At 59.8% G+C, this 22,205-nt stretch carries 23 protein-coding genes; 12 read left to right on the forward strand and 11 right to left on the reverse strand.

Translation table 11 applies throughout. From position 1 onward, the window contains the following. The first annotated feature begins 17 nt into the window (after window positions 1-17). Window positions 18-206 carry a hypothetical protein gene (locus FHT82_RS30385; RefSeq protein WP_183734217.1) on the forward strand — a complete coding sequence of 63 codons (189 nt, stop codon included), beginning with the start codon at window positions 18-20 and terminating at the stop codon, window positions 204-206. Here FHT82_RS30385 and FHT82_RS16790 read toward each other — a convergent pair. Then, the gene (locus tag FHT82_RS16790) at window positions 203-2,032 is read right to left on the reverse strand and encodes an EAL domain-containing protein (protein ID WP_183733005.1); all 1,830 of its coding nucleotides are present in this window, start codon (window positions 2,030-2,032) and stop codon (window positions 203-205) included. The two genes, FHT82_RS30385 and FHT82_RS16790, sit on opposite strands and share 4 nt — an antisense overlap. A gap of 210 nt (window positions 2,033-2,242) precedes the next feature. On the opposite strand from FHT82_RS16790, the gene FHT82_RS16795 reads away from it, so the two are divergent. Then, a complete protein-coding gene (locus FHT82_RS16795; RefSeq protein ID WP_183733008.1) occupies window positions 2,243-2,620 on the forward strand; it encodes a hypothetical protein in 378 nt (125 codons plus the stop codon). Between the two features lie 24 nt (window positions 2,621-2,644). Here the strand turns inward: FHT82_RS16795 and FHT82_RS16800 are convergent, their stop codons facing one another. Both FHT82_RS16800 and FHT82_RS16805 read right to left on the reverse strand, forming a co-directional pair. Further along, entirely contained in the window at window positions 2,645-3,313 is a 669-nt protein-coding gene (locus FHT82_RS16800; RefSeq protein WP_246698153.1) for a DUF309 domain-containing protein, read from the reverse strand. Window positions 3,314-3,338: 25 nt separating this feature from the next. Next, window positions 3,339-4,259, reverse strand: a complete 921-nt coding sequence (locus tag FHT82_RS16805) for an MYG1 family protein (protein WP_183733011.1) — start codon at window positions 4,257-4,259, stop codon at window positions 3,339-3,341. A gap of 484 nt (window positions 4,260-4,743) precedes the next feature. Between FHT82_RS16805 and FHT82_RS16810 the strand changes: the two genes are divergently transcribed. Together FHT82_RS16810 and FHT82_RS16815 are read left to right on the forward strand one after the other, a co-directional pair. Further along, on the forward strand, window positions 4,744-4,944 hold the full coding sequence (locus FHT82_RS16810; RefSeq protein ID WP_183733014.1) for a DUF4167 domain-containing protein: 201 nt from the start codon (window positions 4,744-4,746) through the stop codon (window positions 4,942-4,944). Then, window positions 4,941-5,966 carry a fatty acid desaturase gene (locus FHT82_RS16815; RefSeq protein WP_183733017.1) on the forward strand — a complete coding sequence of 342 codons (1,026 nt, stop codon included), beginning with the start codon at window positions 4,941-4,943 and terminating at the stop codon, window positions 5,964-5,966. Before FHT82_RS16810 ends, FHT82_RS16815 begins: the two co-directional genes overlap by 4 nt. Window positions 5,967-5,994: 28 nt before the next feature. On the opposite strand, the gene FHT82_RS16820 is transcribed toward FHT82_RS16815, so the two are convergent. Continuing rightward, on the reverse strand, window positions 5,995-6,798 hold the full coding sequence (locus FHT82_RS16820) for a LuxR C-terminal-related transcriptional regulator (RefSeq protein ID WP_183733020.1): 804 nt from the start codon (window positions 6,796-6,798) through the stop codon (window positions 5,995-5,997). A 190-nt stretch (window positions 6,799-6,988) separates the two neighbouring features. On the opposite strand from FHT82_RS16820, the gene FHT82_RS16825 reads away from it, so the two are divergent. From FHT82_RS16825 to FHT82_RS16845, 5 genes are all read left to right on the forward strand, one after another. Beyond that, complete coding sequence (locus tag FHT82_RS16825; protein ID WP_183733023.1) at window positions 6,989-8,080, forward strand: ABC transporter ATP-binding protein; 1,092 nt, start codon at window positions 6,989-6,991, stop codon at window positions 8,078-8,080. A 22-nt stretch (window positions 8,081-8,102) separates the two neighbouring features. After that, a complete protein-coding gene (locus tag FHT82_RS16830; RefSeq protein ID WP_183733026.1) occupies window positions 8,103-9,266 on the forward strand; it encodes a spermidine/putrescine ABC transporter substrate-binding protein in 1,164 nt (387 codons plus the stop codon). 82 nt (window positions 9,267-9,348) lie between these two features. After that, entirely contained in the window at window positions 9,349-10,215 is an 867-nt protein-coding gene (locus tag FHT82_RS16835; protein ID WP_183733030.1) for an ABC transporter permease, read from the forward strand. Continuing rightward, window positions 10,215-11,027 (forward strand): ABC transporter permease, encoded by an 813-nt coding sequence (locus FHT82_RS16840; protein WP_183733033.1) that lies wholly within the window; start codon window positions 10,215-10,217, stop codon window positions 11,025-11,027. The genes FHT82_RS16835 and FHT82_RS16840 overlap by 1 nt, the downstream gene beginning before the upstream one ends. A 12-nt stretch (window positions 11,028-11,039) precedes the next feature. Further along, entirely contained in the window at window positions 11,040-11,801 is a 762-nt protein-coding gene (locus FHT82_RS16845; RefSeq protein ID WP_183733036.1) for an SDR family oxidoreductase, read from the forward strand. Here the strand turns inward: FHT82_RS16845 and FHT82_RS16850 are convergent. From FHT82_RS16850 to FHT82_RS16880, 7 genes are all read right to left on the reverse strand, one after another. Next, entirely contained in the window at window positions 11,798-12,841 is a 1,044-nt protein-coding gene (locus FHT82_RS16850; RefSeq protein WP_183733039.1) for an L-idonate 5-dehydrogenase, read from the reverse strand. The genes FHT82_RS16845 and FHT82_RS16850 overlap by 4 nt on opposite strands. 9 nt (window positions 12,842-12,850) lie before the next feature. After that, a complete protein-coding gene (locus FHT82_RS16855) occupies window positions 12,851-14,257 on the reverse strand; it encodes a TRAP transporter large permease (protein WP_183733042.1) in 1,407 nt (468 codons plus the stop codon). Window positions 14,258-14,261: 4 nt separating this feature from the next. Then, window positions 14,262-14,834, reverse strand: a complete 573-nt coding sequence (locus FHT82_RS16860) for a TRAP transporter small permease (RefSeq protein ID WP_183733045.1) — start codon at window positions 14,832-14,834, stop codon at window positions 14,262-14,264. A 61-nt stretch (window positions 14,835-14,895) separates the two neighbouring features. Then, the gene (locus tag FHT82_RS16865; protein ID WP_183733048.1) at window positions 14,896-15,870 is read right to left on the reverse strand and encodes a sialic acid TRAP transporter substrate-binding protein SiaP; all 975 of its coding nucleotides are present in this window, start codon (window positions 15,868-15,870) and stop codon (window positions 14,896-14,898) included. 23 nt (window positions 15,871-15,893) lie between these two features. Then, window positions 15,894-16,652, reverse strand: a complete 759-nt coding sequence (locus FHT82_RS16870) for a FadR/GntR family transcriptional regulator (protein ID WP_183733051.1) — start codon at window positions 16,650-16,652, stop codon at window positions 15,894-15,896. Window positions 16,653-16,760: 108 nt separating this feature from the next. Continuing rightward, window positions 16,761-17,834, reverse strand: a complete 1,074-nt coding sequence (locus tag FHT82_RS16875) for an Ldh family oxidoreductase (protein WP_183733054.1) — start codon at window positions 17,832-17,834, stop codon at window positions 16,761-16,763. Window positions 17,835-17,947: 113 nt separating this feature from the next. Further along, complete coding sequence (locus FHT82_RS16880; protein WP_183733057.1) at window positions 17,948-18,802, reverse strand: helix-turn-helix domain-containing protein; 855 nt, start codon at window positions 18,800-18,802, stop codon at window positions 17,948-17,950. Between the two features lie 104 nt (window positions 18,803-18,906). Between FHT82_RS16880 and FHT82_RS16885 the strand changes: the two genes are divergently transcribed. The 3 genes from FHT82_RS16885 (at window position 18,907) to FHT82_RS16895 (ending at window position 22,182) form a co-directional block, all read left to right on the forward strand. After that, entirely contained in the window at window positions 18,907-20,223 is a 1,317-nt protein-coding gene (locus FHT82_RS16885) for an alpha-glucosidase/alpha-galactosidase (protein ID WP_183733060.1), read from the forward strand. Window positions 20,224-20,428: 205 nt separating this feature from the next. Continuing rightward, window positions 20,429-21,223: a DeoR/GlpR family DNA-binding transcription regulator gene (locus tag FHT82_RS16890; RefSeq protein ID WP_183733063.1), complete on the forward strand. Its 795-nt coding sequence runs from the start codon at window positions 20,429-20,431 to the stop codon at window positions 21,221-21,223. Beyond that, a complete protein-coding gene (locus tag FHT82_RS16895) occupies window positions 21,220-22,182 on the forward strand; it encodes a BadF/BadG/BcrA/BcrD ATPase family protein (protein WP_183733066.1) in 963 nt (320 codons plus the stop codon). The genes FHT82_RS16890 and FHT82_RS16895 overlap by 4 nt, the downstream gene beginning before the upstream one ends. The last annotated feature ends 23 nt before the right edge of the window (window positions 22,183-22,205 follow it).

Genomic DNA, 22,205 nt, shown 5'->3' on the forward strand with positions numbered 1-22,205 from the left:
GCTACCGGAGAACATCGATGACCACCGCTCCGCCGCCCGCTCACTACGGCGCTGTTGAGGGCACGCTCGCGAGCGGCTTCGCTACCGCCGAGCTACATCACCTGGCGGGACACGATCGCGCATTCATGCAAATCCCGCGCTCCAAATGCCGCGAAAGCGGCTTCGTTCAATCCCTGACGATTCCGATAAGCGATGAACGGCTCTAGGCCTTTTGTCCCGCCTTGCTTGCCAGAGCGAAAGTATCAGCGCGCAACGCTTCGGTTGTCCTGTCGCGGTCAACCGGACGGCCAAACAGATATCCCTGTACATAGGGGCATCCGAGGCGCCGAAGACGGTCCGCCTGATCTTCGGTTTCCACACCTTCGGCCACGATGCGGGTGCCGAGACCGATCGACATGTCGAGAAGGGCTTTGACGATGACTGCGCCGGGTCCGTCCGACATCCGGTCGATGAAGGTCTTGTCGATCTTGATGATGTCAACCGGAAAATTCAGCAGATGCGTGAGAGAGGCGTAACCCGTGCCGAAATCGTCGAGTGCCACAAGCAGCCCTTCCCTGCGAAGTTCCTCGATCGCCTGTGCGACCTTACCGTCCTTTTCGTCCATATAGACCGTTTCCGTCACCTCGAGCACAACGTGCTTGAGGGGCGTGCGGTGGTGGGCAAAAACGCTTTTGATACGCTCGCAGAGGTTTCCCTGATTGAAATCCGCCATCGACACGTTGACGCTGACATATTGAAACGACATCCCAAGATCGAGCCAGTATCTAATGTCGCGCGCGACCTGCTCCAGCATTCGATCCGTCAGGAGGTGGCCCATCGACAGATCCTGGAGCGCCTCGGCGAACGCGCCGGCTGAGAGGATCTGCCCTCCGTCCAGACGAATGCGGCAGAGCGCCTCAAGGCCGACAATTTCCTGCGTTGCGAGGCTGACGATCGGCTGATAGTGCGCCTCGATCCGATCTTCGGCCAAGGCGCTCGTCACGGTCTGCAGCACCCGGAACCGGTTTGCGATAGCCCCGGCAAGATCGTCGCTGTACAGCACGAACCCGCCTCTGGCTGTCCGCTTGGCGTGGTGGAGCGCGAGATTTGCGTGTTGCAGAAAAGTCGGAACGTCGGGCGGCTGGGACGGTTCGGAGATTGCGCCTCCGCAGGTGACCGAGACCGGCAGGAGATGTTCGTTGCGCCGTGGTGTCCGGTTCTCGATGGCGCGTAGAATTTCCGCCGAAACCGCGGACAATTCCGTCGAACGATTTTCGATCAATACCGCGAACTCATCGGCGTCCACCCTGAAAGTGGCCACCGGCGCTGCGATCCGTGCAACCGTTTGACCAACCTCCAGGATCAGCCTGTCGCCGGTCGCATGCCCGAAGGCGTCGTTGACCCGGCCGAGATGATCGATATCGATGAGCAGAACCGAAAGAGGGCCAGCGCCGCCGTCGATGGCTGCCTCCAACGTCTTGAGAAAATTGGCGCGATTGCCGAAGCCGGTGAGGTTGTCAAAGAAGGCCAGCCTTTGATTGTCGGCTTTCACCTCCTCGCGCTCGAGCACCAGTGAGCAAAGGTCGAGATACTCGGCGACGATCATTCGTTCTTCGGGGGTGGGGCCGCGATTGTCCTTGTAATAAAACCCAAACGCCCCAAGCACGCGGCCATCACTGCGCAGGATGGGGCTGGACCAGCACGCCTTGACGCCATGTTCCTTTGCAAGGATGTCGGCAAGCGACCGATAGGGGATCCAAAGCGGGTCAGCAAAGATATCGGTGACGGCGATCGGCCTGCGGAAATGGGCAGCCGTGCCGCAAGAGCCGACATCAGGTCCAATCGGTATTCCATCGAGGGCGTTCGAATAGGTCTTCGCTATCGTTGGCCCCGCCAGGGGATGCAGGAGACCGTCACGATCAACGGTCACAATTGAACAAAGGACGCCGGCCGCAAGCCGTTCAGCATGCTCACAAATGCGATCGCAGGCGTCCTCGAGGGAAGAACCCCGTGCCAGCATATCCAGAATTTCTTGCTGAAGCTGTCTTCGCATCCTGGCCTCGTCATGTTGCTTGCGCTCAAACGGCCTCAAAGCCTGTTCGACCGATTACGATCGAAAACTAGCAGGTATCATGTTACGGGTTTGGAAATATATCGTCTACAATTCGAGCCCAAGATTGGGGCGTGTTGTGGCTGCGGGTATCGCCATCGGCGAGCCCGACATTGAAAAAATGATAGGATCGATTGCGAAGGAGAGGCAGCGATGGCCAAGCTTGCAGACATGACGAAGCACCGCGGCTTTCCATCCGGCATGCCGGGGAGCGGCATTCAGTTCACCATCCGCCGCGCGAACCCCAGGGGTGTGACGCCGATCAAGCCCCTTCCTCGCCGTGCGCGGCCGGGCTCATCGGAACACCGGGTCGATGCTGCCTTCCTGCATGCGCTTTGGCACCATTTCGGAGCGGAGCCTTTTGAGCGCGGCAATCTGGACGCCGCCCGACTAAACCTGCTCTTTGGGCGGGAAGTGGTGGCAGCGGACAAGGATTTCGATCCAACATCCTATGAGGCGATGCTTGTGATCAACGAGAAGGTGGCGCGCCAGACTTTCCCGGAATCGTTTGAAGACGTGATGGAGGTTTGAAGGTCACCGGGCATTGGCTCCATGTTAGCTCGCTTGCGGGTCTTCTTCGCGACCAACCGACGCTCTTCTCGTCAATCCGCAATCGCTTCCCAGAATGAAACCGTAGACCGATTCGGGCTGTCCGGGCGCGGTCGCCCTCAAGACCGGTGGAGCGTTCACTGATGCTTCGGCGATATCAGCAAGCATCGCCGGCGACATTCCGAGTGCGTGCGAAAAGGCGTCATGCGGGACTTTAGACAGTTGACGAAACAGCCCGACGGCGCGGCCGGCATGACGCATCGCCGGTGCGCGTTTGCCTTCGCGGATCTTCACACCGGCGGCAGAGAGCAGGATCAGCCCCTTGAGCAACGTGCGCAGCACGCTGCCTCTTTCCGCGACCTGCCAGATCCCTTCCCAGGCTTCATGCGCTTCCCAGTAATAGCCATGGTTGAAAAGGTCCGCTCCCCACGCAAATTCATCGGAATCGAGTGTCGGAAGAACCGGCACAGGTGCGATCTGGTAACTATGCCCCGCCGGATCCCGTACGGGATGGGGCATCCGGCCGGGCAAATAGGCGTAGCGCGGAAAGCTTCTCTGCGGCAGTAAACGAGGACGTTGCATAACCTCAATAGGCATCATGCCGGTGACCATGATCGCAAGCGAAGCACTACGCAAGCCGGCCGACGATCGACCCACTATCGGATCGGATGACATGACATCGTGAACGTCCGCAGTCGTTTTACGAGAGCGCCTCGTCTACGGCGATTTTTGCCATCGCAAGGGCTGCCTCCCGGGTCTTGGCGGCCGCGACGAAGCGTCCCTTGTGGCAGAAGGTTGCTCCTTCGACACCACAGATGCGCTCAAGCTCATGACCGGTAAGACCCGCCCAGGATGCCGGCAGGTCGGCGCGCAGTTCGAAACCCTCGTCAGCACGGCGTATGCCCGTCAGGCACCAGTCGTTTTCCCTGGGGTGAACGACGAAAAGCAGATGGTCGGCCTTCGCCTTTACGATCGCCGCCCGAAAGGGCATTCCCATCGGCAGTTCGAGAACGTGCTCCTGTCCTGTCTCGTTAATTGCATTGAGAACAAGGGCTTCCGCGCGCAGCTTTGCATCCTGCGTCAAGACACCTGCCTCTACGAAACTTCGCGCGATGGAAAGGGCGGCATGGAACGCACGGTCATCGGCCTCGGGATCCTTGGCATCAAAAACCGGCTTCAGGGTTTCCAGCAGAGCCGGCAGCGTGAGGCCAGCCAACTCGCCCGCAATGGAAGGATCAAGCGCGCCATTATCGTTCAGATCGACCGGCAAGACGAACTTGGCGTCGAAGGACGCATGTATCGACGAAACATGCGCATCGGGCACGCCCAATGCTGAGAGATAGTCCGCCCCGTAATGTTTCCAGACCAAGCCGAAGGAACTGTAGGGCCGTCCGTCCTCTCGCACGGGCGCGCCGCGCTGATGGTGGTCGAAAATGCCTGCTGCGGGATCATATTGCCCGCCCACATCATAGATGACGCGATCAGTGCTAGGCGTGATCCATTCGACATTTCGGCTGCGAACGACCTTGGCCTGTGGGAACAGCCGAGTGAGGATGACGCTCGAAAGCAGCTCATCGGCGTGGAATCCGCCGGAATGCGTAACCAGGTATAACGGGGTCATTTTGAGATGCGCCTCGGAGCCAATAATATGTTGCCCGTCCTGATAGCCCGCGTCGGTCGCCAGCTCAACAGTGGGCACGAAAGGCAGCCGCACAAATCTTTCGATCTGGATCGGTTTGAAAGGCTGTTCGGACCTGATGCAGCCACAATGCTGCGGTAGCGACTTTAACATCCGAGGGCCTTGCATCCTCAACGAAGCAGGCATTCGTCGTCCGATTGCCGACGCACGTTTGCAATCTTCCCTTTAGTGATTTGTAATAGCCGCAGTTGAGGATTGCTTCTGCGCATGGATCCCCTGCAAACCAGATCAGAATGACCCTATCTGTTGGCGGCAACGCCGCTTGGCCGATCGCTGACGCACCCGGCTACAGCCTCCCAAGACAAGGCATCAGTTGCAAGCTGTTATGGCGGATCATCGCCGAACAGAGCGATCGAACAACTATTTTCAGACGATCAGGAGCGAACCCTCGCGGTTCGGATTTATCATGAGAAAACACCATTTCGCCCGAGCCGATAGAAATGCTACATCATCGCGGCAGCGCCTGCTGGATCGATACAAGCAGTACCTTCAGTTTGCCGAGCTGAAGTCTTTGGCCGGCGACCGGATCGGCGCAGAAAATGACTACCAGCATGCCGAACACTTCTTCCGCAGCGCTGCTGAACAGAAAGACGCCGACCGACTATGAACGCAACGATGACGGCCGGCCAAGACGCCGGTGCCGAAAAAGCCTGGCTCAAGATTCTCTCGAATTACCGAAAACCCAATACAGGCCGAAGCCTGTACGAACTGGCCGTGACGCTGATCCCGCTTATCCTTCTTTGGGCGGCAGCGTCGGTTGCGATCCACTTCGGCTATTGGTTCGGCTTAATCCTCGTCGTCCCTGCCGCCGGCTTCCTGTTGCGGCTCTTCATGCTGCAACATGATTGCGGGCATGGCTCGTTCTTCGGACGACGTCAGTGGGATGACTGGACGGGACGCGCGATCGGCATTCTCACGCTCACACCTTACGATTATTGGCGCCGCGCGCACGCGGAACATCATGCCTCAGCCGGCAACCTGGATGAGCGGGGGGTCGGTGATATCACCACGTTGACGGTCGAGGAATATCGCGCTCTGACGGGTCGAGGAAAGCTCGCCTATCGCCTATACCGGCATCCACTGGTCATGTTCGGCATTGGCCCTGCCTATCTTTTTCTCTTCAAGCAAAGATTGCCGTTCGGCATGATGCGCTCCGGGGCGTTGCCCTGGATTTCCACGATGGCGACCAACGCCGGCATCGCTGCGCTGGCTGTTCTCCTCATCTGGGCCGTCGGCATCGTTCCCTTTCTGCTGATCCATCTGCCAATCGTTCTGCTTGCCGGATCGGCTGGTGTCTGGCTGTTTTATGTTCAGCACCAATTCGAAGACACCCACTGGTCCAAGCCTCCGGAATGGACGTTTCCCTATTCCGCCATGCACGGTGCCTCGCATTATGATCTGCCGCGCCCTCTGCGGTGGATCACCGCCAATATCGGCATGCACCATGTCCACCATCTGTCGAGCCGAGTGCCGTTTTACAGGTTGCCGGAAGTGCTGCGTGACTATCCGGAACTGGCGAAGCTTGGGCGCATCAACATTCGTGACAGTCTCAGCTGCGTGAAACTCATCCTCTGGGACGAGACGGCACGACGGCTGATTTCGCTGCGTGAGGCAAAGGCGCGCGCCTAACAGCAGTCCCGGGGCGTGTAGCCATCGGTCAGCTCAGATTCTTCAGATAGAGCGAGAGCAGCTGCGTCTGCGAGGAGATGCCGAGCTTGCGGTAGACGTTGCGACGGTGGACCTTCACCGTCCCCGTCGAAATATTGAGCTTCAGGCCGATCGATTCCGACGAATGGCCCTGCAGCACCAGTTCGACGATTGCCGTTTCGCGGCCCGTGAGATTGAGGTCATGCCAGACAGTATCAGCGCGCGGGATGCTCTCGCTTTTGCGGCGGCTTTTGCCTCTGGCCGCGAGCTGCACATCGAAACGCGGCGAGAGCCCGGCCCAATAATGTTTCACCATGCTGGCCACGAGCGGCTCGACCTTCTTCAGCGTGGCGAATTCGGCGGGTGGGAAAGCGCCGGTCTTTTCGCGCCGCATCAGCGACAGCACCACCGTGATATCGCCATCGACAGGTACGAAGAAGCCGATTTCCTCGGCAAGTCCGGTCTGGACGTAATAGGTGCGATAATATTCGCTGGAAAAGAACCGGTCCGGCGCCAGTTCACGCATCCGGAAGACGCCTTCGCGCCTCTCGCGAGCAGTGTGGTAGAAGGGATCAAGCAGGTACGGACCGGCCTGATAGAGCGTCACAAAAACGACGTGCTCTTCGCGATCGAAGGTGCTGTAGAGATCGATCGGCCGCTCTTTTCCGCGATAGGCGAAGACGACAACATAATCGAAGCGCACGAGTGCGGCCATCATCTGGCGGAATGTATCGCCGAAGCCCGCATCCGTCATGGCTGACTTGCCGACAGTAGCGTTGAAAGCAGCAAACAGCGTCTCCAGGTCGATACTCACTAGCCCTTCCCCTGTGCCATGCCGGGCAATTGCGCGCAGCCCGGATATACACCTTCCACGAAACGATGTGTGCCTAAATACCTCTCTCGGGGTATATACCGTGCAGGAAGCTCAGGCTTACTCTTTCCTTAACGACGGTGGCAATAAGGCAGCGACAGACTGCCATTCCAACCAACCGCAGGGAACAGACGTGGCATCCGCTTCGACGAACGATATCGAATTCCGTTCGGTCACAAAGAACTATGGCGCCGTGACCGCTGTAACGGACATCAACCTTACTGTGCCAAAGGGCGCGTTCCTGGCACTGCTCGGGCCTTCGGGCTGCGGCAAGACGACGTGCCTGCGCATGATCGGCGGTTTTGAACAGCCGAGCGAAGGCACGGTGCTGATCGACGGGGACGAGATGAATGGCGTTCCGGCCTATCGCCGCCCCGTCAACATGGTCTTCCAGCACTATGCGCTGTTTCCGCATTTCAACGTCGAGCAGAACGTCGCCTATGGGCTGAAGCAGATGCGCCCAAAGATCGCGGCGAAGGAGATCGACCGGCGTGTCGCCGAAGCGCTCGAGATGGTTCGGCTTGGCGGCTTTGCCAAGCGGCGGATCCATGAAATGTCGGGAGGCCAGCAGCAGCGTGTGGCGCTCGCCCGCGCCATCGTCAACCGCCCTTCCGTGCTGCTGCTCGACGAACCTCTGGCAGCACTCGACAAGAAGCTGCGCTCGGCGATGCAGATCGAGCTGCAAACCCTGCAGCGAGAACTCGGCATCACCTTCGTCCTCGTCACCCACGATCAGGAAGAGGCGCTTTCGATGGCTGATGTGGTCTGCGTCATGAGTGCCGGCCGCATCCGTCAACTCGGCAGCCCGCAGGAAGTCTATGACCGCCCGGCCGATCTTTTCGTCGCCGATTTCGTCGGCAAGACGAACCGTATCACCGCTGCGATGGAAGCCGACGGCACGACATTGCGGCTTGCGGACGGGTCGGCAATCCCCTCAGGCAAGCAGCTGGCGTCGGGCGACGTCATCGCTGCACTCCGCCCCGAGGCGATCCATCTGACACGCAAAGCGGCGTCATCAGGCACGTCGTTCAGGGGGACCGTGACGCACCGCATCTTCCTCGGCTCGTCCGCCGAATATGCCGTCAGCGTGCCGGGGCTCGGCGACTTCCTGATCACGGCCGACCGCCGCAGCATGAACGAGAGCGATCTCGTGGAACCTGGCGAAGAGGTTTTCCTCGGTTTCGACCCCGCCGCCATCCATGTCTTTCCAGCATCGAATGCATAAACCAAAACAAGGGAACAGCATCATGAGCAAGGATTATAAAGACAATCTGCCCATTTCTGCCGAAGGTTTTATGGACGAGTTCATGCGCCTGAAGCGCGGTTCCGTCAGCCGCCGGCACTTCCTCGGCATTACCGGCCTCGGTCTTGCGACCGCCGTGCTGTCGCGTTTCCCGGGTGCGCTGTCGACATCAGCCTATGCGGCAGAAGATCTCGGCACGCAGATGTCGATCGCCACATGGCCGAACTACCATGACCCGGCGACCTTCGAGAATTTCAAGGCGGCAACCGGCGTTGCCGTCGAGGTCAACGTCTTCGGTTCGAATGAGGAAATGCTCGCCAAGCTGCAGGCCGGTGCCTCCGGCTGGTCGCTCTTCGTGCCGACCAACTACACGATCTCGACCCACCACAAGCTTGGCCTCATCGACGAGCTCGACCTTTCGAAGATCCCGAACTTCAGCCAGGCAAGCGAAAGCCCACGCTTCACCAAGGAAGGCCAGATCGATGGCAAGACCTATGCCGTGCCAAAGAACTGGGGCACGACCGGCTTCTCCGTCAATACGTCCAAGATCAAGACCAAGCTTTCGAGCTGGAAGGACTTTTTCGAGATCGCCCAGACGGAAGCTGACGGTCGCGCCATGGTGCATGACTATCAGCTGACGACGATCGGCAGTGCGCTTGTTTCGCTCGGCTACGACTTCAATTCGATCAAGGCCGACGAACTTGCCAAGGCGGAAGAGCTGCTAATCAAGGTCAAGCCGCATCTCTTCGCCATCAACTCCGACTATCAGCCGTCGATGCGCTCGACCGATGCGTGGCTCACCATGTGCTGGACCAATGACGGCGCGCAGCTCAACCGCGACATGCCGGAGCTTGCCTATATCCTCGGCACCGACGGCGGCGAGATCTGGACTGACTATTACGCGATCCCGAAGGATGCGCCGAACAAGGCCGCCGGTTACGCGCTGCTCAACTACCTGATGGACCCGCAGAATGCGGTGAAGGAGCACATTGCCAACGGTGCGCCGACCACAGACAGCCGCGTCATCGCGCTGCTGCCGAAGGAGGTCACCTCCAACAAGATCGTCTATCCGGACGAAGCAGCACTGACACCGCTCGAGTTCGGTGCCGCCGTGACACTCACCGATCCGGGCCGCGCCGAACTGATGGCGCGCTTCAAGTCGGCATAAGACCATCTTGCATCCCGGCTTCCCCCGCCCTGCAGCGGGGAAGCCGGTTCAGCTTCCTGATCCGGTGGATGAAGATCAAGCCATGCCCCTGCCCCACGCCACCAAACGGCGCCTGATCACCGCGGCCCTGGTCGGCCCGGCCAGTGTCTGGCTGTTCGTCTTCCTGGTGCTGCCCTTCATCGCGATCATCGTCTTTGCCTTCGGCGAACGGGCGCCGGAAGGCGGCTATCAGGCGGCTTTCACCTTTGAACAGTTCGCCAATCTCGGGGCTCGCTCGGCAGCCTTCGTCAATACACTGATCCTGGCGCCAATCGGGGCGGCTGCCTGCCTCATCGTCGCCTATCCGGTCGCCTATTATCTGGCGGTCAAGGCGAGCCCGCAGCGCCGGTTGCTGCTTGTCTCGCTTGTCGTGGTACCCTTCTGGACCAGCCTGCTGGTGCGCACCTATGCCTGGATGTATCTGCTTGGCGCGCGGGGCATTCCGCACCTGCTTGAATTCGTCGGCATCGAAAATGTCAGGCTGATCAATACGCCGGGTGCGGTGCTGCTCGGCATCGTCTACGGCTACCTGCCGCTGATGATCATGCCGATCTATGTCAACCTCGAAAAGCTGGATCGCCGGCTGCTCGAAGCTTCGGCCGACCTTGGTGCAAAGCCTATCTCGACCTTCTTCGGTATTACCCTGCCCCTGTCGCTGCCGGGCGTGATGACCGGCGTTGCGCTGGTGACGATCCTGCTTCTCGGTGAGTACCTGATCCCGCAGCTTCTCGGCGGCGGCAAGGTGTTCTTCATCGGCAATGCGCTTGTCGATCTCTTCCTGCAATCACGCAACTGGCCGTTCGGATCGGCGATTGCCGTCACGCTGGTTGCCGTTGTCGTCATCGTGCTGCTTGTCGCCATGCGTATCGCCTGGCGCGTCGCCGGTACCCGGCAGGTGGACCTCATCTGATGCGCGCACTCGTCACCTTCGTCTACCTGTTCCTCTACACGCCGATCGCGCTCGTCGTGCTGTTCTCCTTCAATGCCGGCCGCAATGCCAGCGAGTTCACCGGCTTCTCCACGCAATGGTATGGGCGGGCGCTTTCGAACACTTTCCTGATGGAAGCGCTGCGCAACAGCCTGATCATAGCCTTTACCAGCGCTGCACTTGCAGCGATTTTCGGCACCATGGCCGCGATCGGCATGGAGCGGCTCGGTGCCCGGACGCGTGCGGTTTTCGACGCGCTCTTTGCGGCAGCAATCGTCGTGCCCGGTGTCGTCATCGGCATCGCAACGCTGGTTGCCCTCGTCGAGGTCTTCGGCTTCGTCAATCCTGTTATCGCCGCCCTCTGGCCGGGCGATCAACCGCCGAAGCTGGCACTCGGTTACGGCTCGATCATTGCCGCCCACGGGCTTTTCACCATGGCGCTGGTGACGATGATCGTGAAAGCGCGCATCGCGAGCCTCGGGCGCGATATCGTCGAGGCCTCCAGCGATCTCTATGCGACACCGTTCACCACCTTCCGGCAGATCGTGCTGCCGCAAATCATGCCGTCGATCCTGGCGGGTTTTCTGCTCGCCTTCACCTTTTCCTTCGACGATTTCATCATCGCCTTCTTCGTGGCCGGCTCGAATACGACGCTGCCGATCTATGTCTTCGCCTCCATTCGCCGCGGCGTAACGCCTGAGATCAATGCGGTCGCAACGATGGTGCTGATCGCCTCGCTTGCCCTCATTTTCATCGCGCGCTTCCTGATGCGTGAAAAGACAACGACAAACTGACCGGGGAAATGCATGATATTGAGAGATCGCGTTGCAATCGTTACGGGCGCAGGCTCGGGCATCGGTCGGGCCGGCGCACAGATCATGGCGCGCGAAGGCGCCCATGTCGTCGTTGCCGATATCAACTTCGCGAATGCCGAAGAGACTGTCGAGCTGATTGCTGAGGCCGGCGGCAGCGCCGAAAGCCTGGTGGTCGATGTGACCGACGACAGGGCGCTTGAAACCGGCATAACCGCTACTGCCGTACGCCATGGCCGGATCGACATTTTGCACAATCACGCGGGTGCTCAGGTCGCCGGAGATCTGGAGCAGGTCGCCGTGGAAGGCTTCGACAAGTCCTGGAGCCTGAATGTGCGGGCGCATTTCATGGCAGCGCGTTTCGTTATGCCGATCATGAAAAACGCCGGCAAAGGCGTTATCCTCAATACATCCTCCTCGTCGGGCGTGCTCTACGACCGCGAAATGATCGCCTATACGACCACCAAACATGCTGTCATCGCCATGACCCGGCAGATGGCGGGCGACTATGCAAAATTCGGCGTTCGCGTGAACGCACTCTGTCCCGGATGGGTCGACACGCCGTTCAATGAACCATTCATCGCGCAAATGGGTGGACGCGGTGCGATCGAAGGCTACATCGCCGAGAAGGTGCCGCTCGGCCGCTGGGCGGATGTGTCGGAAATCGCCGAGCCGATCCTGTTTCTCGTTTCGGACCGCTCCTCTTACATGACGGGGCAGATCCTCGTCGTCGATGGTGGCGAAACCATCGTTTAGGGCGAGTGGAAGGTCAATTGCACCTTGCAGGCCAGCGAACGGTCGCCGGCAATTTCGAAGGCTGAAACGGCGTCTTCGAGCGGCATTCTGTGGCTGATGATCGGCCGCACATCGATCTTCCGGCGCGAGATCAGGTCGACGGCGGTCGCGAACTCCTCATGAAAGCGCTGTGTTCCGTGGATGTGCAGTTCCTTGCCGACGATGGCGTTGAGAGGCACCGGTACGTCGCCTGAGACGCCCACCTGGACGATGGTGCCGCGCGGCCGGGCCGCCGCAATAGCGCTATGGATGGCTGGGGCGGCGGCGGAACATTCGAACACGAGATCGAAATAGCCTTTTCCTGACTGGAATTCGGCAAATGACTCTGCATCCCGGACCGCGTTGATCGTGCGGCTGGCGCCGATGGCTTTCGCCCGCGCGAGCGCCGCATCGGCAAGATCCGTGACGACAATCTCTGCCGCCTCATAATGACTGACAACGGCAACCATCAGGGAACCGATCGGTCCGGCACCTGTTACCAGGACTTTTTTGCCGGCAATGCCTGGCGCACGCGATGCGGCATGCAGGCAGACGGACAGAGGCTCGCTGCAGGCCGCTTCCGCAGCCGTTATCGAGGCTCCAACCTCAATGCATTGTTGGGCCGGCACCACCAGCCATTCCCGGAACATGCCCTGCTCATGCGGCAGGCGCATCGCACTGCCCATGAAGCGCATTTCCAGGCAGTGGATCGGCAAGCCTATGTTGCAATATTCGCAAGCACCGCAGGGCTGGCTCGGATTGACCGCGACCAGCGTGCCGGCCTTCAAGGTTACACCTTCACCTGCCTGCTCTACGGTTCCGGCGGCCTCGTGACCGGGTATCATCGGCTCGCGAATCCGGACCGGTCCGAAACCGCCATCCTGGTAATAATGCAGGTCAGAGCCGCAGATGCCTGCGGCTGCCATCTTCAAAAGCACCTCACCGGGGCCGGGGGCTGCGACCGGAGCGGTCTCGATCCGCAAATCGCCCTTCGCATAAAGCCGTGCCAGACGGGTCTGCATCGCACTCCCCTACTTCAGAAGCCCGAGCTGCTGTGGCAGCCACAGGGATACGGAGGGAACAAAGGTGATCAGGATCAAGGCGATGAAAAGCGGCGCAAGCCAAGGCAGGATCGCCATAGTCGTGCGCTCTACGGATAGTTTTGCCACCCGCGACAGTACGAAAAGTACCATGCCGAGCGGTGGATGCAAAAGGCCGATCATCAGGTTCAGGGTCATGATGAGGCCGAACTGGACCGGGTCGATGCCGAATTTCGCAACGATCGGCAGTAGGATCGGCACGAGGATGGTAATGGCCGCGATCGTGTCCAGGAAGCAGCCGACGAAGAGCATCAGCAGGTTCACGAGAATCAGGAACACCCATTTGTTGTCGGTGATCGACAGGATCGCGTCAGACAGAAGCTGTGCCGCCTGGCTCACCGTCAGCAACCATGCGAAGACCGAAGCGGCAGTGACGATGAAGAGAACGGAAGCCGTCGTCTCGATCGTGTCGAAACTCGCCTTGGCAAGAGTCGAGAGCGTCATCGTGCGGTAGCGCACAAGGCCGAGAAACAGCGACCAGAGCACAGCGGCGACGGCCGCTTCCGTCGGCGTGAACCAGCCCATGGTCATGCCGCCGATCAGGATGACCGGCGTCATCAGCGCCATGACGGCAGAAAAGCGAAAATACCAGTCGAGCGCCAGAAGCACGACAAGGGCAATGCCCGCCGCGGCGTTCATTGATACGCCTGATCGCATCATCACGTAAATCGACAACGGGACGAGCAGGACGACGACGATCTCCAAACCTGCGGAAAGGAGTTGCTTGACGTCGAATGGCGCATCGGAACCCCAGCGCTTCACGTAGGCAAAAGCTGCGACGGTGATCATCATCAGCAACGTCATGACGACGCCCGGCAGGATGCCGGCCATGAAAAGAGCTCCGATCGAGACATTGGCCATCATACCGTAGATTACGAAGGGCAAGGACGGCGGGAAGATCGGCCCGAGCGTGGCGGAAGCCGCTGTTACCCCGACTGCTGCCTCGACCGGATAGCCGTGATCCTTCATGGCCTTGATCTCGATCGTCCCGATGCCTGCCGCATCGGCGAGCGCAGTGCCCGACATGCCCGAGAAGATGACGGAACCGATGATATTGACCTGCGCGAGACCACCCTTCATCCAGCCGACGAGCGCGACGGCGAAGGAATAGATGCGGCCGGTGACACCAGCCGAATTCATGAGATTGCCGGCAAGGATGAAGAAGGGAACAGCGAGAAGCGGGAAACTTTCTACACCCGCGATCATTCGCTGGGCGACGATGATGTCAGGCGCAACGCCGTAGAGGACAATGTAGAGAACGGATGCGACGGCCATCGAGATTGCGACGGGCACGCCGATCAGCATCAGCAGCAGAAACGAGCCAAGCAAGAGCAGCATCAGGTCATCCTTCGACAGCGTGGAATTCTTCGGGGCGCTCCAGAACGGAATAGCCGCGGCGCATATTGGCGATGAAGACGATCACCGCGCGGATCAGCATCAGCACGAAGGCAGCAAGCACGCTGTAGAAGACGATGTTGCGCGGCAAATCGACGGTGACCATCTGCTCGTCGGCGACGATCTGCACGTAACGCCACATCAGATAGCAGCCGTAAGCGAAGAAACCGATGCGGACGATATCGACGAACGTTGCGAGAACGCGCGCGAGGCCTGCCGGCATGTAATGGTAGAAGACGTCCACCTGGATGTGGCGCGACGTGCGCACACACATGACGGCGCCCAAGAAAACGACGCCGATCAGGCAGTTCACGGCGATCTCCTCGGTCCAGGCATAGCTGTTGTTCAACACATAGCGGGTGAAGAACTGCAGGAAAACGCAGCCGGCCATCAGCCAGAAGACGATCAGCGTAATCCAGTCTTCGATGGCGTAGTCCGAGACATTGGCGGTGGGCGCATGCCCTTCGAACTCGTGGCCGATCTCCTCGGCGGTGATTTGCGTGTGGACTTCTTGAGACATGATCGGCCTTATTCCGATTGGGGAAGAAGGGCGCGCAGCGCTCCCGCGCGCCCCCGGGCTCTTACTGGATCGCGCGGATCGCTTCCCAATCGGCTTTCTCGTAGCCGAAGTCCTCGAACTTGACCTTTTCCGCAACCGTCTTCTCGAAGTCGGCCTTGTCGACCTCGGTGACGCTCAGACCCTTCTCCTTGAAGGTAGTGATCAGGCCGTTTTCCTTGCCCTCGATGGTCTTGGTCGTGCGCTGGGCCGCTTCCTGCATGACATCGCCGAAGATCTTCTTGTCCTCGTCGGAAAGGCTCGACCAGAGCGTCTTCGAGATCACCGTATTCAGGTGGTCGACGATATGACCGGTCAGAATGATATTCTTCTGGACCTCATAGAACTTCTTGGCCTCAATCGTCGTCAGAGGGTTTTCCTGGGCTTCGACCGTGCCGTTCTGCAAAGCGAGATAGACCTCGGCAAAAGCGATCGGCGTTGTGTTGGCGCCGCAGGCGCGCGGCATGGCGAGGTAGGCCGGAACGTCAGGCACGCGGATCTTCAGGCCCTGCATGTCGGCGCATTTGGCGATCGGCTTATTGGCTGTCGTTTGGCGTGTGCCGTAATAGCTGACGGCGGCGATGTGGTTGCCGGTCTTGTCTTCATAGCCCTTGGCGAGGCGCTTGAAGACGTCGCTCTTTGTATAGGCGATCAGGTGTTCCGGACTGCGGAAGATGTAGGGGAAATAGGTGACGCCGATCGGCTTGTAGTCGCGGGCAGCAAAGCTTGATCCGGAAATGATGATATCGACCGTTCCGAGCTTGAGGCCCTGGTTGATATCCGCTTCCTTGCCGAGCTGCGAGGCCGGATAGACTTCGATCTTGTAGCGGCCGTTGGTGCGCTTATTGATCTCTTCCGCGGCCCAGACGGAATCCGTGTGGAAGGGTTCCGAGGTCTCGTAGACATGCGCCCATTTCAGCACGGTCTGGGCATGGGCGATCGCCGTTGTCGCCATGATAGCGGCGGCGGTGCAGAGTATCGTTGTCAGTTTCAACTTCATCGCTCTCTCCTCCTGAGCTCTGGTTAGATGATTACTTTTCCCTTGTTTGGCCCGGCCACACGGCCGCGCCCCTCCTCGCCCGAGAACTCCTCCCCGAAGCTTTCGGAAAACCTCTTCTGCGAATTCGTCAGATGCGTGCGCATGGCGGCCTTCGCCCCCGCTGCATCGCCTGCGGCGATCGCGTCGCGGATGGCCCGGTGCTCTTCCAGCGCGCTGCGCCACGACACCGGTCCTTCGAAATGGCTGGCAAGCCTCTCGAAATATGGTGTCATCCGCATGTCGAACATTTCGCCGGTGACCCGGATCAAGGTCGCGTTGCCGATGATTGCGGCAATGCCGGTATGAAAGGCGCGGTCGGCGACAAGCACGGCCCGTGCATCATCCACGACACCACTCATCGCACTCAGCGCCTCATCGAGAACGGCAATGTCTTCCGGTCGGGCGCTCTTTGCGGCTTCCTCTGATATTGCGCATTCGATGATGGCGCGTGCCTGCAGCAGCTCGAAAGGCCCTTCGACAGGTTCGAGCTCGTTGCCAGTCCCTTCGGCCGCATGTTTACGCGTGACGTAGATGCCGGAGCCCATGCGGATATTGATGTAGCCCTCAACTTCCAGCACGATCAGCGCCTCGCGCAGCGTGGGGCGCGAAACCGAAAGTTGCTCCGCGAGCTCGCGCTCAGCCGGCAACCTCTGACCGACGGCGAGTTCGCCTCGGATAATCATCATACGAATCTGATCCGCCACCTGCCTGTAAAGGCGGCGTGATTCAACTGCCGAAAACATCGTGGCCTCCCCGGCGCGCTTCTCCTCAAGCGCACAACTGGTCAACTGGCCTGACCAATTAACTCAAGCTATCATCGGGAAAGTTGCGCGTCAATCCGCCGCACTCATTCAGGCCGGGCTGACCAGTCGATAACGGGAGGCAAGCGTTCTGAAGGCGTCGACCGTCGCCGGGTCCAGCGTGACGCCATGTTTTTCCCGCTCGGCGGCGACAGCCCATTCCCGGTCACCGGGCGCGAGCACCTTGAAGCCTTTCCGCGCAGGGGAAGCCCTCAAGGTTTCGACGTAGCGTTTCATGGCAGCATCGAAGGTTTCAATGTCGAGGAAGGCTGCTGGATTGAGGGCGATGACGAAGGCGCCGAGCCCACGCGGGGTCGAGAAATCCGGGCCAGGCATCGGAGCGATATCGAAACTCAGCTTCATGCCTGTAAGCACCGCGCTCAGGATCTCGGGAATGCCGGCAAGCCCCGCGCCCTTGAAGCCGAATTCGCCGCCGAGAGGCGCCAGCATGTCGGCCACATCGGGATCGGTCGTATCGTAACCCCGTTCATCCGACGCGACACCTTCCGGCAGTTGTCGGCCGAGGCTGCGATAGAGCTGCACGCGGTTATAGGGTACAGCGCTTGTCGCCATGTCGAAGAGCCAGGGATTGTCTCCCTTGACCGGCACGGCACAGGCAATCGGATTGGTGCCATGGAAGCGCATGGCGCCGTCATGCAGGCGAACGAAGCTATCGGAATTGCAGAAGGCGAAACCGATGAAACCACGTTCAGCGGCGTCGAGCGCATAGGCGCCTGCCGGACCAAAATGCGAGGAATTGCGGATGGCGACGGCGCCAATCCCGAACTCACCGGCCAAGCGCGTCGCACGCTCCATGGCCGTATAAGTCGCAAGGGCGCCGTGGGCATTATCCGCATCAAGCGAAGCGACCGCGCCGAACATGTTGGAGACGGAGAGCTTTGGGCTTGGATTGAGACGTCCCTGCGTCAATCCCTTCACATAATGCGTAAGCAGACGCACACCGTGGCTGTCGATGCCGTAGCGTGTGCCGTGCAGCATTCCCCGTGTCGCAGCGTCGGCTGTCGGCTCGTCAGCGCCGGCTGCAAGCAGGACCTGTCGGCAAAAATCCTCGATGACAGCCAAGGGCACCAGAGCGCCGGAAGGGTTGGTGCTATCACTTGCCATAGGTTCAATCCATTTCGCTCTATCGCTAGCAGGTCCAAGCATTCTATCCCTCATAGCTTAGCGCGCTGGCCGGGGGATTCGATAGCTGTCTCGCGCCCAGACCTGGTGCCCTGTCACGGCTTACCCAGCGACAGGCGGAATTGCCGGGGCGTGGTGCCGGTCCGCTGCTTGAAGATATCGTAGAACCGGCTGCTGGAGCCGAAGCCACAGTCCAGAGCAATTTCCAGGATCGAGTCTTCGGTTTCAGCCAGCCGCTGCATTGCTCTCGCAAGGCGATATCGCGTCAGATATTCCATCACGGAAATACCGAGCACATCGCGAAACGCCCGGTTGGCGGTGGTCGGATGAACATTGGCGCGCCTTCCCAGCAGCTCCAGGCTGAGCTGCTCGGAAAAATGTCTGTTTATCAGATCGGTCAGCACCTCGGAGTGGCGGATCGCAGGGCTTATAGGCGTCGCGGCCACCGCCACCGAAGAGCCCTCACCGTCGGCGTGATCGAGAATAAGCCGGCGCAATCGGAGCTTGGCCTCCTCGGCAATCAGCTGACGCCGCACCGGATCACCCCTGCCCCATTCCTCGACCCATGCAGAGACGGTTAGCGGTGTCGTCTCACGGCGGTGGGGCTCGACCACGAAGGCGCCTTGCATGATCGCCTGCCTCGCCTTCTTGTCTATGGACAGAGCAAGAAAATCGACGAGCGGAAGATAGAGGCAGATGAGCGGCGCTTCCTGCGTCACCAGAATCGTCTGATGAGGAATGGCCGCCCAGAACAGGACAAGGCGGCCGGCCTCGACCTGCTCTTGCCGGCCATTGAAGAGATAGGTCATAGCTCCGTCGAGAAGCAGGTTGATTTCGACATGGTCGTGCCAATGTGCAGCGCTCATGGCATCTGCCGTGTGACGCTCGATCAGAAAGCCGCGTGGCGATCCCGTCCATTCGCCACTTGTGTCGGAATGATCGTCTTTCATGTCACTCTCGCGCTTCGATCCGGGAATATTAACGCCATTAAGCGGAAGAAATTCTGATTTGGAAGAGGCAAAGACAAGGCAACCTTGATTGGCGGGAGATCAAAATGCCGAAGATTTGCCTCGTGGGTGCGGGCAGCACCGTTTTTGCGCAGAATATTCTGGGGGATGTGCTGTCGACGCCTTCCGGCAGCAACTATGTCATCAGCCTCTTCGACATCGATCCCGAGCGGCTGAAGACATCCGAGATTGTCGCAAGGCGCATCTGCGAGGCGCTCAATCTGCGCAAGGTGAAGATCGAAGCCACCCTCGATCGTCGCGAAGCGCTGCGCGGATCAGATTTCGTCATCCTGATGATGCAGGTCGGCGGCTATAGGCCGGCGACGGTTACGGACTTCGATGTGCCGAAGAAATATGGCCTGCGGCAGACCATCGCCGACACGCTCGGCATCGGCGGAATCTTCCGCGGGCTTCGCACCATACCGGTACTGGAAGCGATCTGTCGCGATATGGAAGAGGTCTGCCCCGGCGCATTGCTCATGCAATATGTGAACCCGATGGCGATCAATTGCTGGGCCATCAAGGAGCTGGCGCCGTCCATCCGTACGGTCGGCCTTTGCCACAGCGTCCAGCATACAGCCGCTCATCTCGCGACATGCCTTAGCGAAGACATCGCCGACATCAACTATATTTCGGCGGGCATCAACCACATCGCCTTCTTCCTGAAATACGAGAAGCTGCACGCCGATGGCAGACGCGAGGATCTCTATCCCCGCCTGACGGCGCTTGCCGGTGAGGGTCGCGTACCAACCGACGACCGGGTCCGCTTTGACGTGCTGAAGCGGCTCGGCCATTTCGTGACGGAATCGAGCGAACATTTCTCGGAATATACGTCCTGGTACATCAAGGACCGCCGCCCCGAACTCATCGACAAGCTCAATATCCCGCTCGACGAATATATCAGCCGCTGCGAGAGGCAGATCTCCGAATGGCATGCGCTGCGCCGGGATCTCGAGGGCGACAAGCCGATCGACGTCTGCCGCAGCAACGAATATGCCGCCGGCATCATTCACGCTGTCGTCACCGGCAAGCCGGCGCTGATCTACGGCAATGTTCCGAACGACGGCCTGATCGAGAACCTCCCGCCCGAATGTGTCGTGGAAGTGCCCTGCCATGTCGACAGAAATGGCATCCAGCCAACCCGTATCGGCAGGATCCCGTCACAGCTTGCGGCAGTTATGAAGCTCAGCATTTCGGTTCAGGAGCTCACCGTCGAGGCAGCGTTGACGCGGAAGCGCGACCGCATCTACCAGGCCGCCCTGCTCGATCCGCACACATCGGCCGAACTGTCTCCGGACGAGATCTGGAGCCTCGTCGACGACCTGATCGAGGCGCATGGCGACCTTCTGCCTGGATATCACTAAGCTCGTTCCCACGCGGGTTCTTTCATAGACAACACTCTCCAGCAGGCGCGCCGTCCTCCGGGATGGTGCGCCTTTGTTTTTTGATCATGAACAAGCAATTGGCTAGCTGAAAAAGATCACAAACAATCATAATTGTGATTGACATTGATCGAATTGGGTGGGAACTTTGACGCAAGCAGACAAGATTGCAGCAGGGGGATAGTCGATGAACCAGAGTGGCGGGGTGAAGACCGATCGGCTCGATGCCATCAGAAGCCATCTCTATGCGAACGGTTTCTCGACCATTCAGGATCTCGCCGATGCCGTCGGCGCTTCGCTCGCGACCGTGCGGCGTGATCTGCAGGTCCTCGAACAGGACGGCGCAATCGATCGGGTTCATGGCGGCGCTCGCATCGCCGAGGGTTCTTCGGTCGAGCTCGCCTTCCAGGAGCGTGAAAAGCGTCATCTTTCGGCAAAGCGCGCTATCGCCAATGCGGCCTATGAGATGCTCCTGCCCCGCACGGCGATCTTCCTCGACGCCGGCACGACGGTTCTTCAGCTCGCCCGGCTGATCCGCATCAATCCGATGCCGCTGCGGATTTTCACCAACGGCCTGATCGTCGCTCAGGAATTTCTCAATATTCCAAATCTCGAGGTCGTTCTTCTCGGCGGCCAGCTGCGCAGTGAAAACGCCTCGCTCGTCGGCCCGCAGGCCGAGGCGATGCTGGAAACGATCTGGTTCGATCAGCTGTTTCTGGGTGCCAGCGCCATCAGCCCTGATGGTGCGATCTATAGCGTGGACAGCGCGGAAGCGAGCCTGAACCGGCGCATGCTGTCACGTTCGGCCAACGGCTATGTGCTCGCAGATTCCTCGAAATTCGGGACGATGGCAACCTACAAGGTCGCGCCTTTGAATGCCGCAAAGCTCATCACCGATAAGGGCCTGACGCCGCAATGGCGCGCCGAGCTCGCCAACTTCGGCGTCGATACGACCTTCGCCGAACTCGGAGCAAAAGAATGAGCGAAGAGCTGATCCTCGGCATCGATGGCGGCGGAAGCAAGGTGTTCGTTACATTGGCCAATAGAGATGGCCATATTCTGCGCACCGCGCTCGGCGGCGGCGTCAATCCCATGGACAATCCGGACTGGCGCCACGAACTGGAGCGACATATCGAACCGTTCCGCAACGAGCCGGGGCTGACTGCCGTCGGCGCGGCCTTGCCGGCCTATGGTGAAGTCGCGCATCTCTCCGCTCTCCAGAAGCAATGCATCGACGAAGCCTTTCCGGACATCCGCAAAGCCGTGCTCAACGATGTCGACGCCGCCCATCTTGGCGCATTTGCCGGTCGTCCAGGCATCCTCGTCCTGTCGGGAACCGGCTCCATGTCCTGGGCGCGCAATGGCGCTGGGCTGTCAACCCGTGCAGGCGGCTGGGGCGATGTGATCGGCGACGAAGGCAGCAGCTACTGGATCGGTCGCGAAGCGCTCCATCTCATCAGCCAAAGCCTCGATGGACGTGCCAAGCCGACGGCACTGACGAAGGCAATTTATGATGATCTCCAGCTCGACATCTCCGATCCGATCAATGCTCTCGGCGGTTGGATCAACGGGCTTGCGCGACCACGCGCGGATATTGCCGCGCTCTCCATCCTTGTCGACCGAACCGCCCAGCAAGGCGACGAAACGTCGATCAGCCTGATCGAAAAGGCGGCCGACGAGCTTGCCAAGCATCATTGGGCGATATCAGGCCATTGCGAGGCCGGCGCCAACTGGACTTATGCGGGCGGCACCTTTTCCAGCCGTCTCCTGCTTGAAGCCGTCGAACGGCGGATCGGCCGGCAGGCGATTTTACCTGTACTTCCTCCCATTGGCGGCGCGCTTCTGGCCGCCGCCCAACTTCTCGACTGGCCGCTGGACGAAGGCTGGTTCGGGCAAATTGCGGTCGAAGCTGAAGCTGCGATCGCGCGATCAAGACAATGAGTGTCAACGATAACGAAGGATGG

Source organism: Rhizobium sp. BK275 (genome assembly GCF_014193555.1).
GTDB lineage: Bacteria > Pseudomonadota > Alphaproteobacteria > Rhizobiales > Rhizobiaceae > Rhizobium.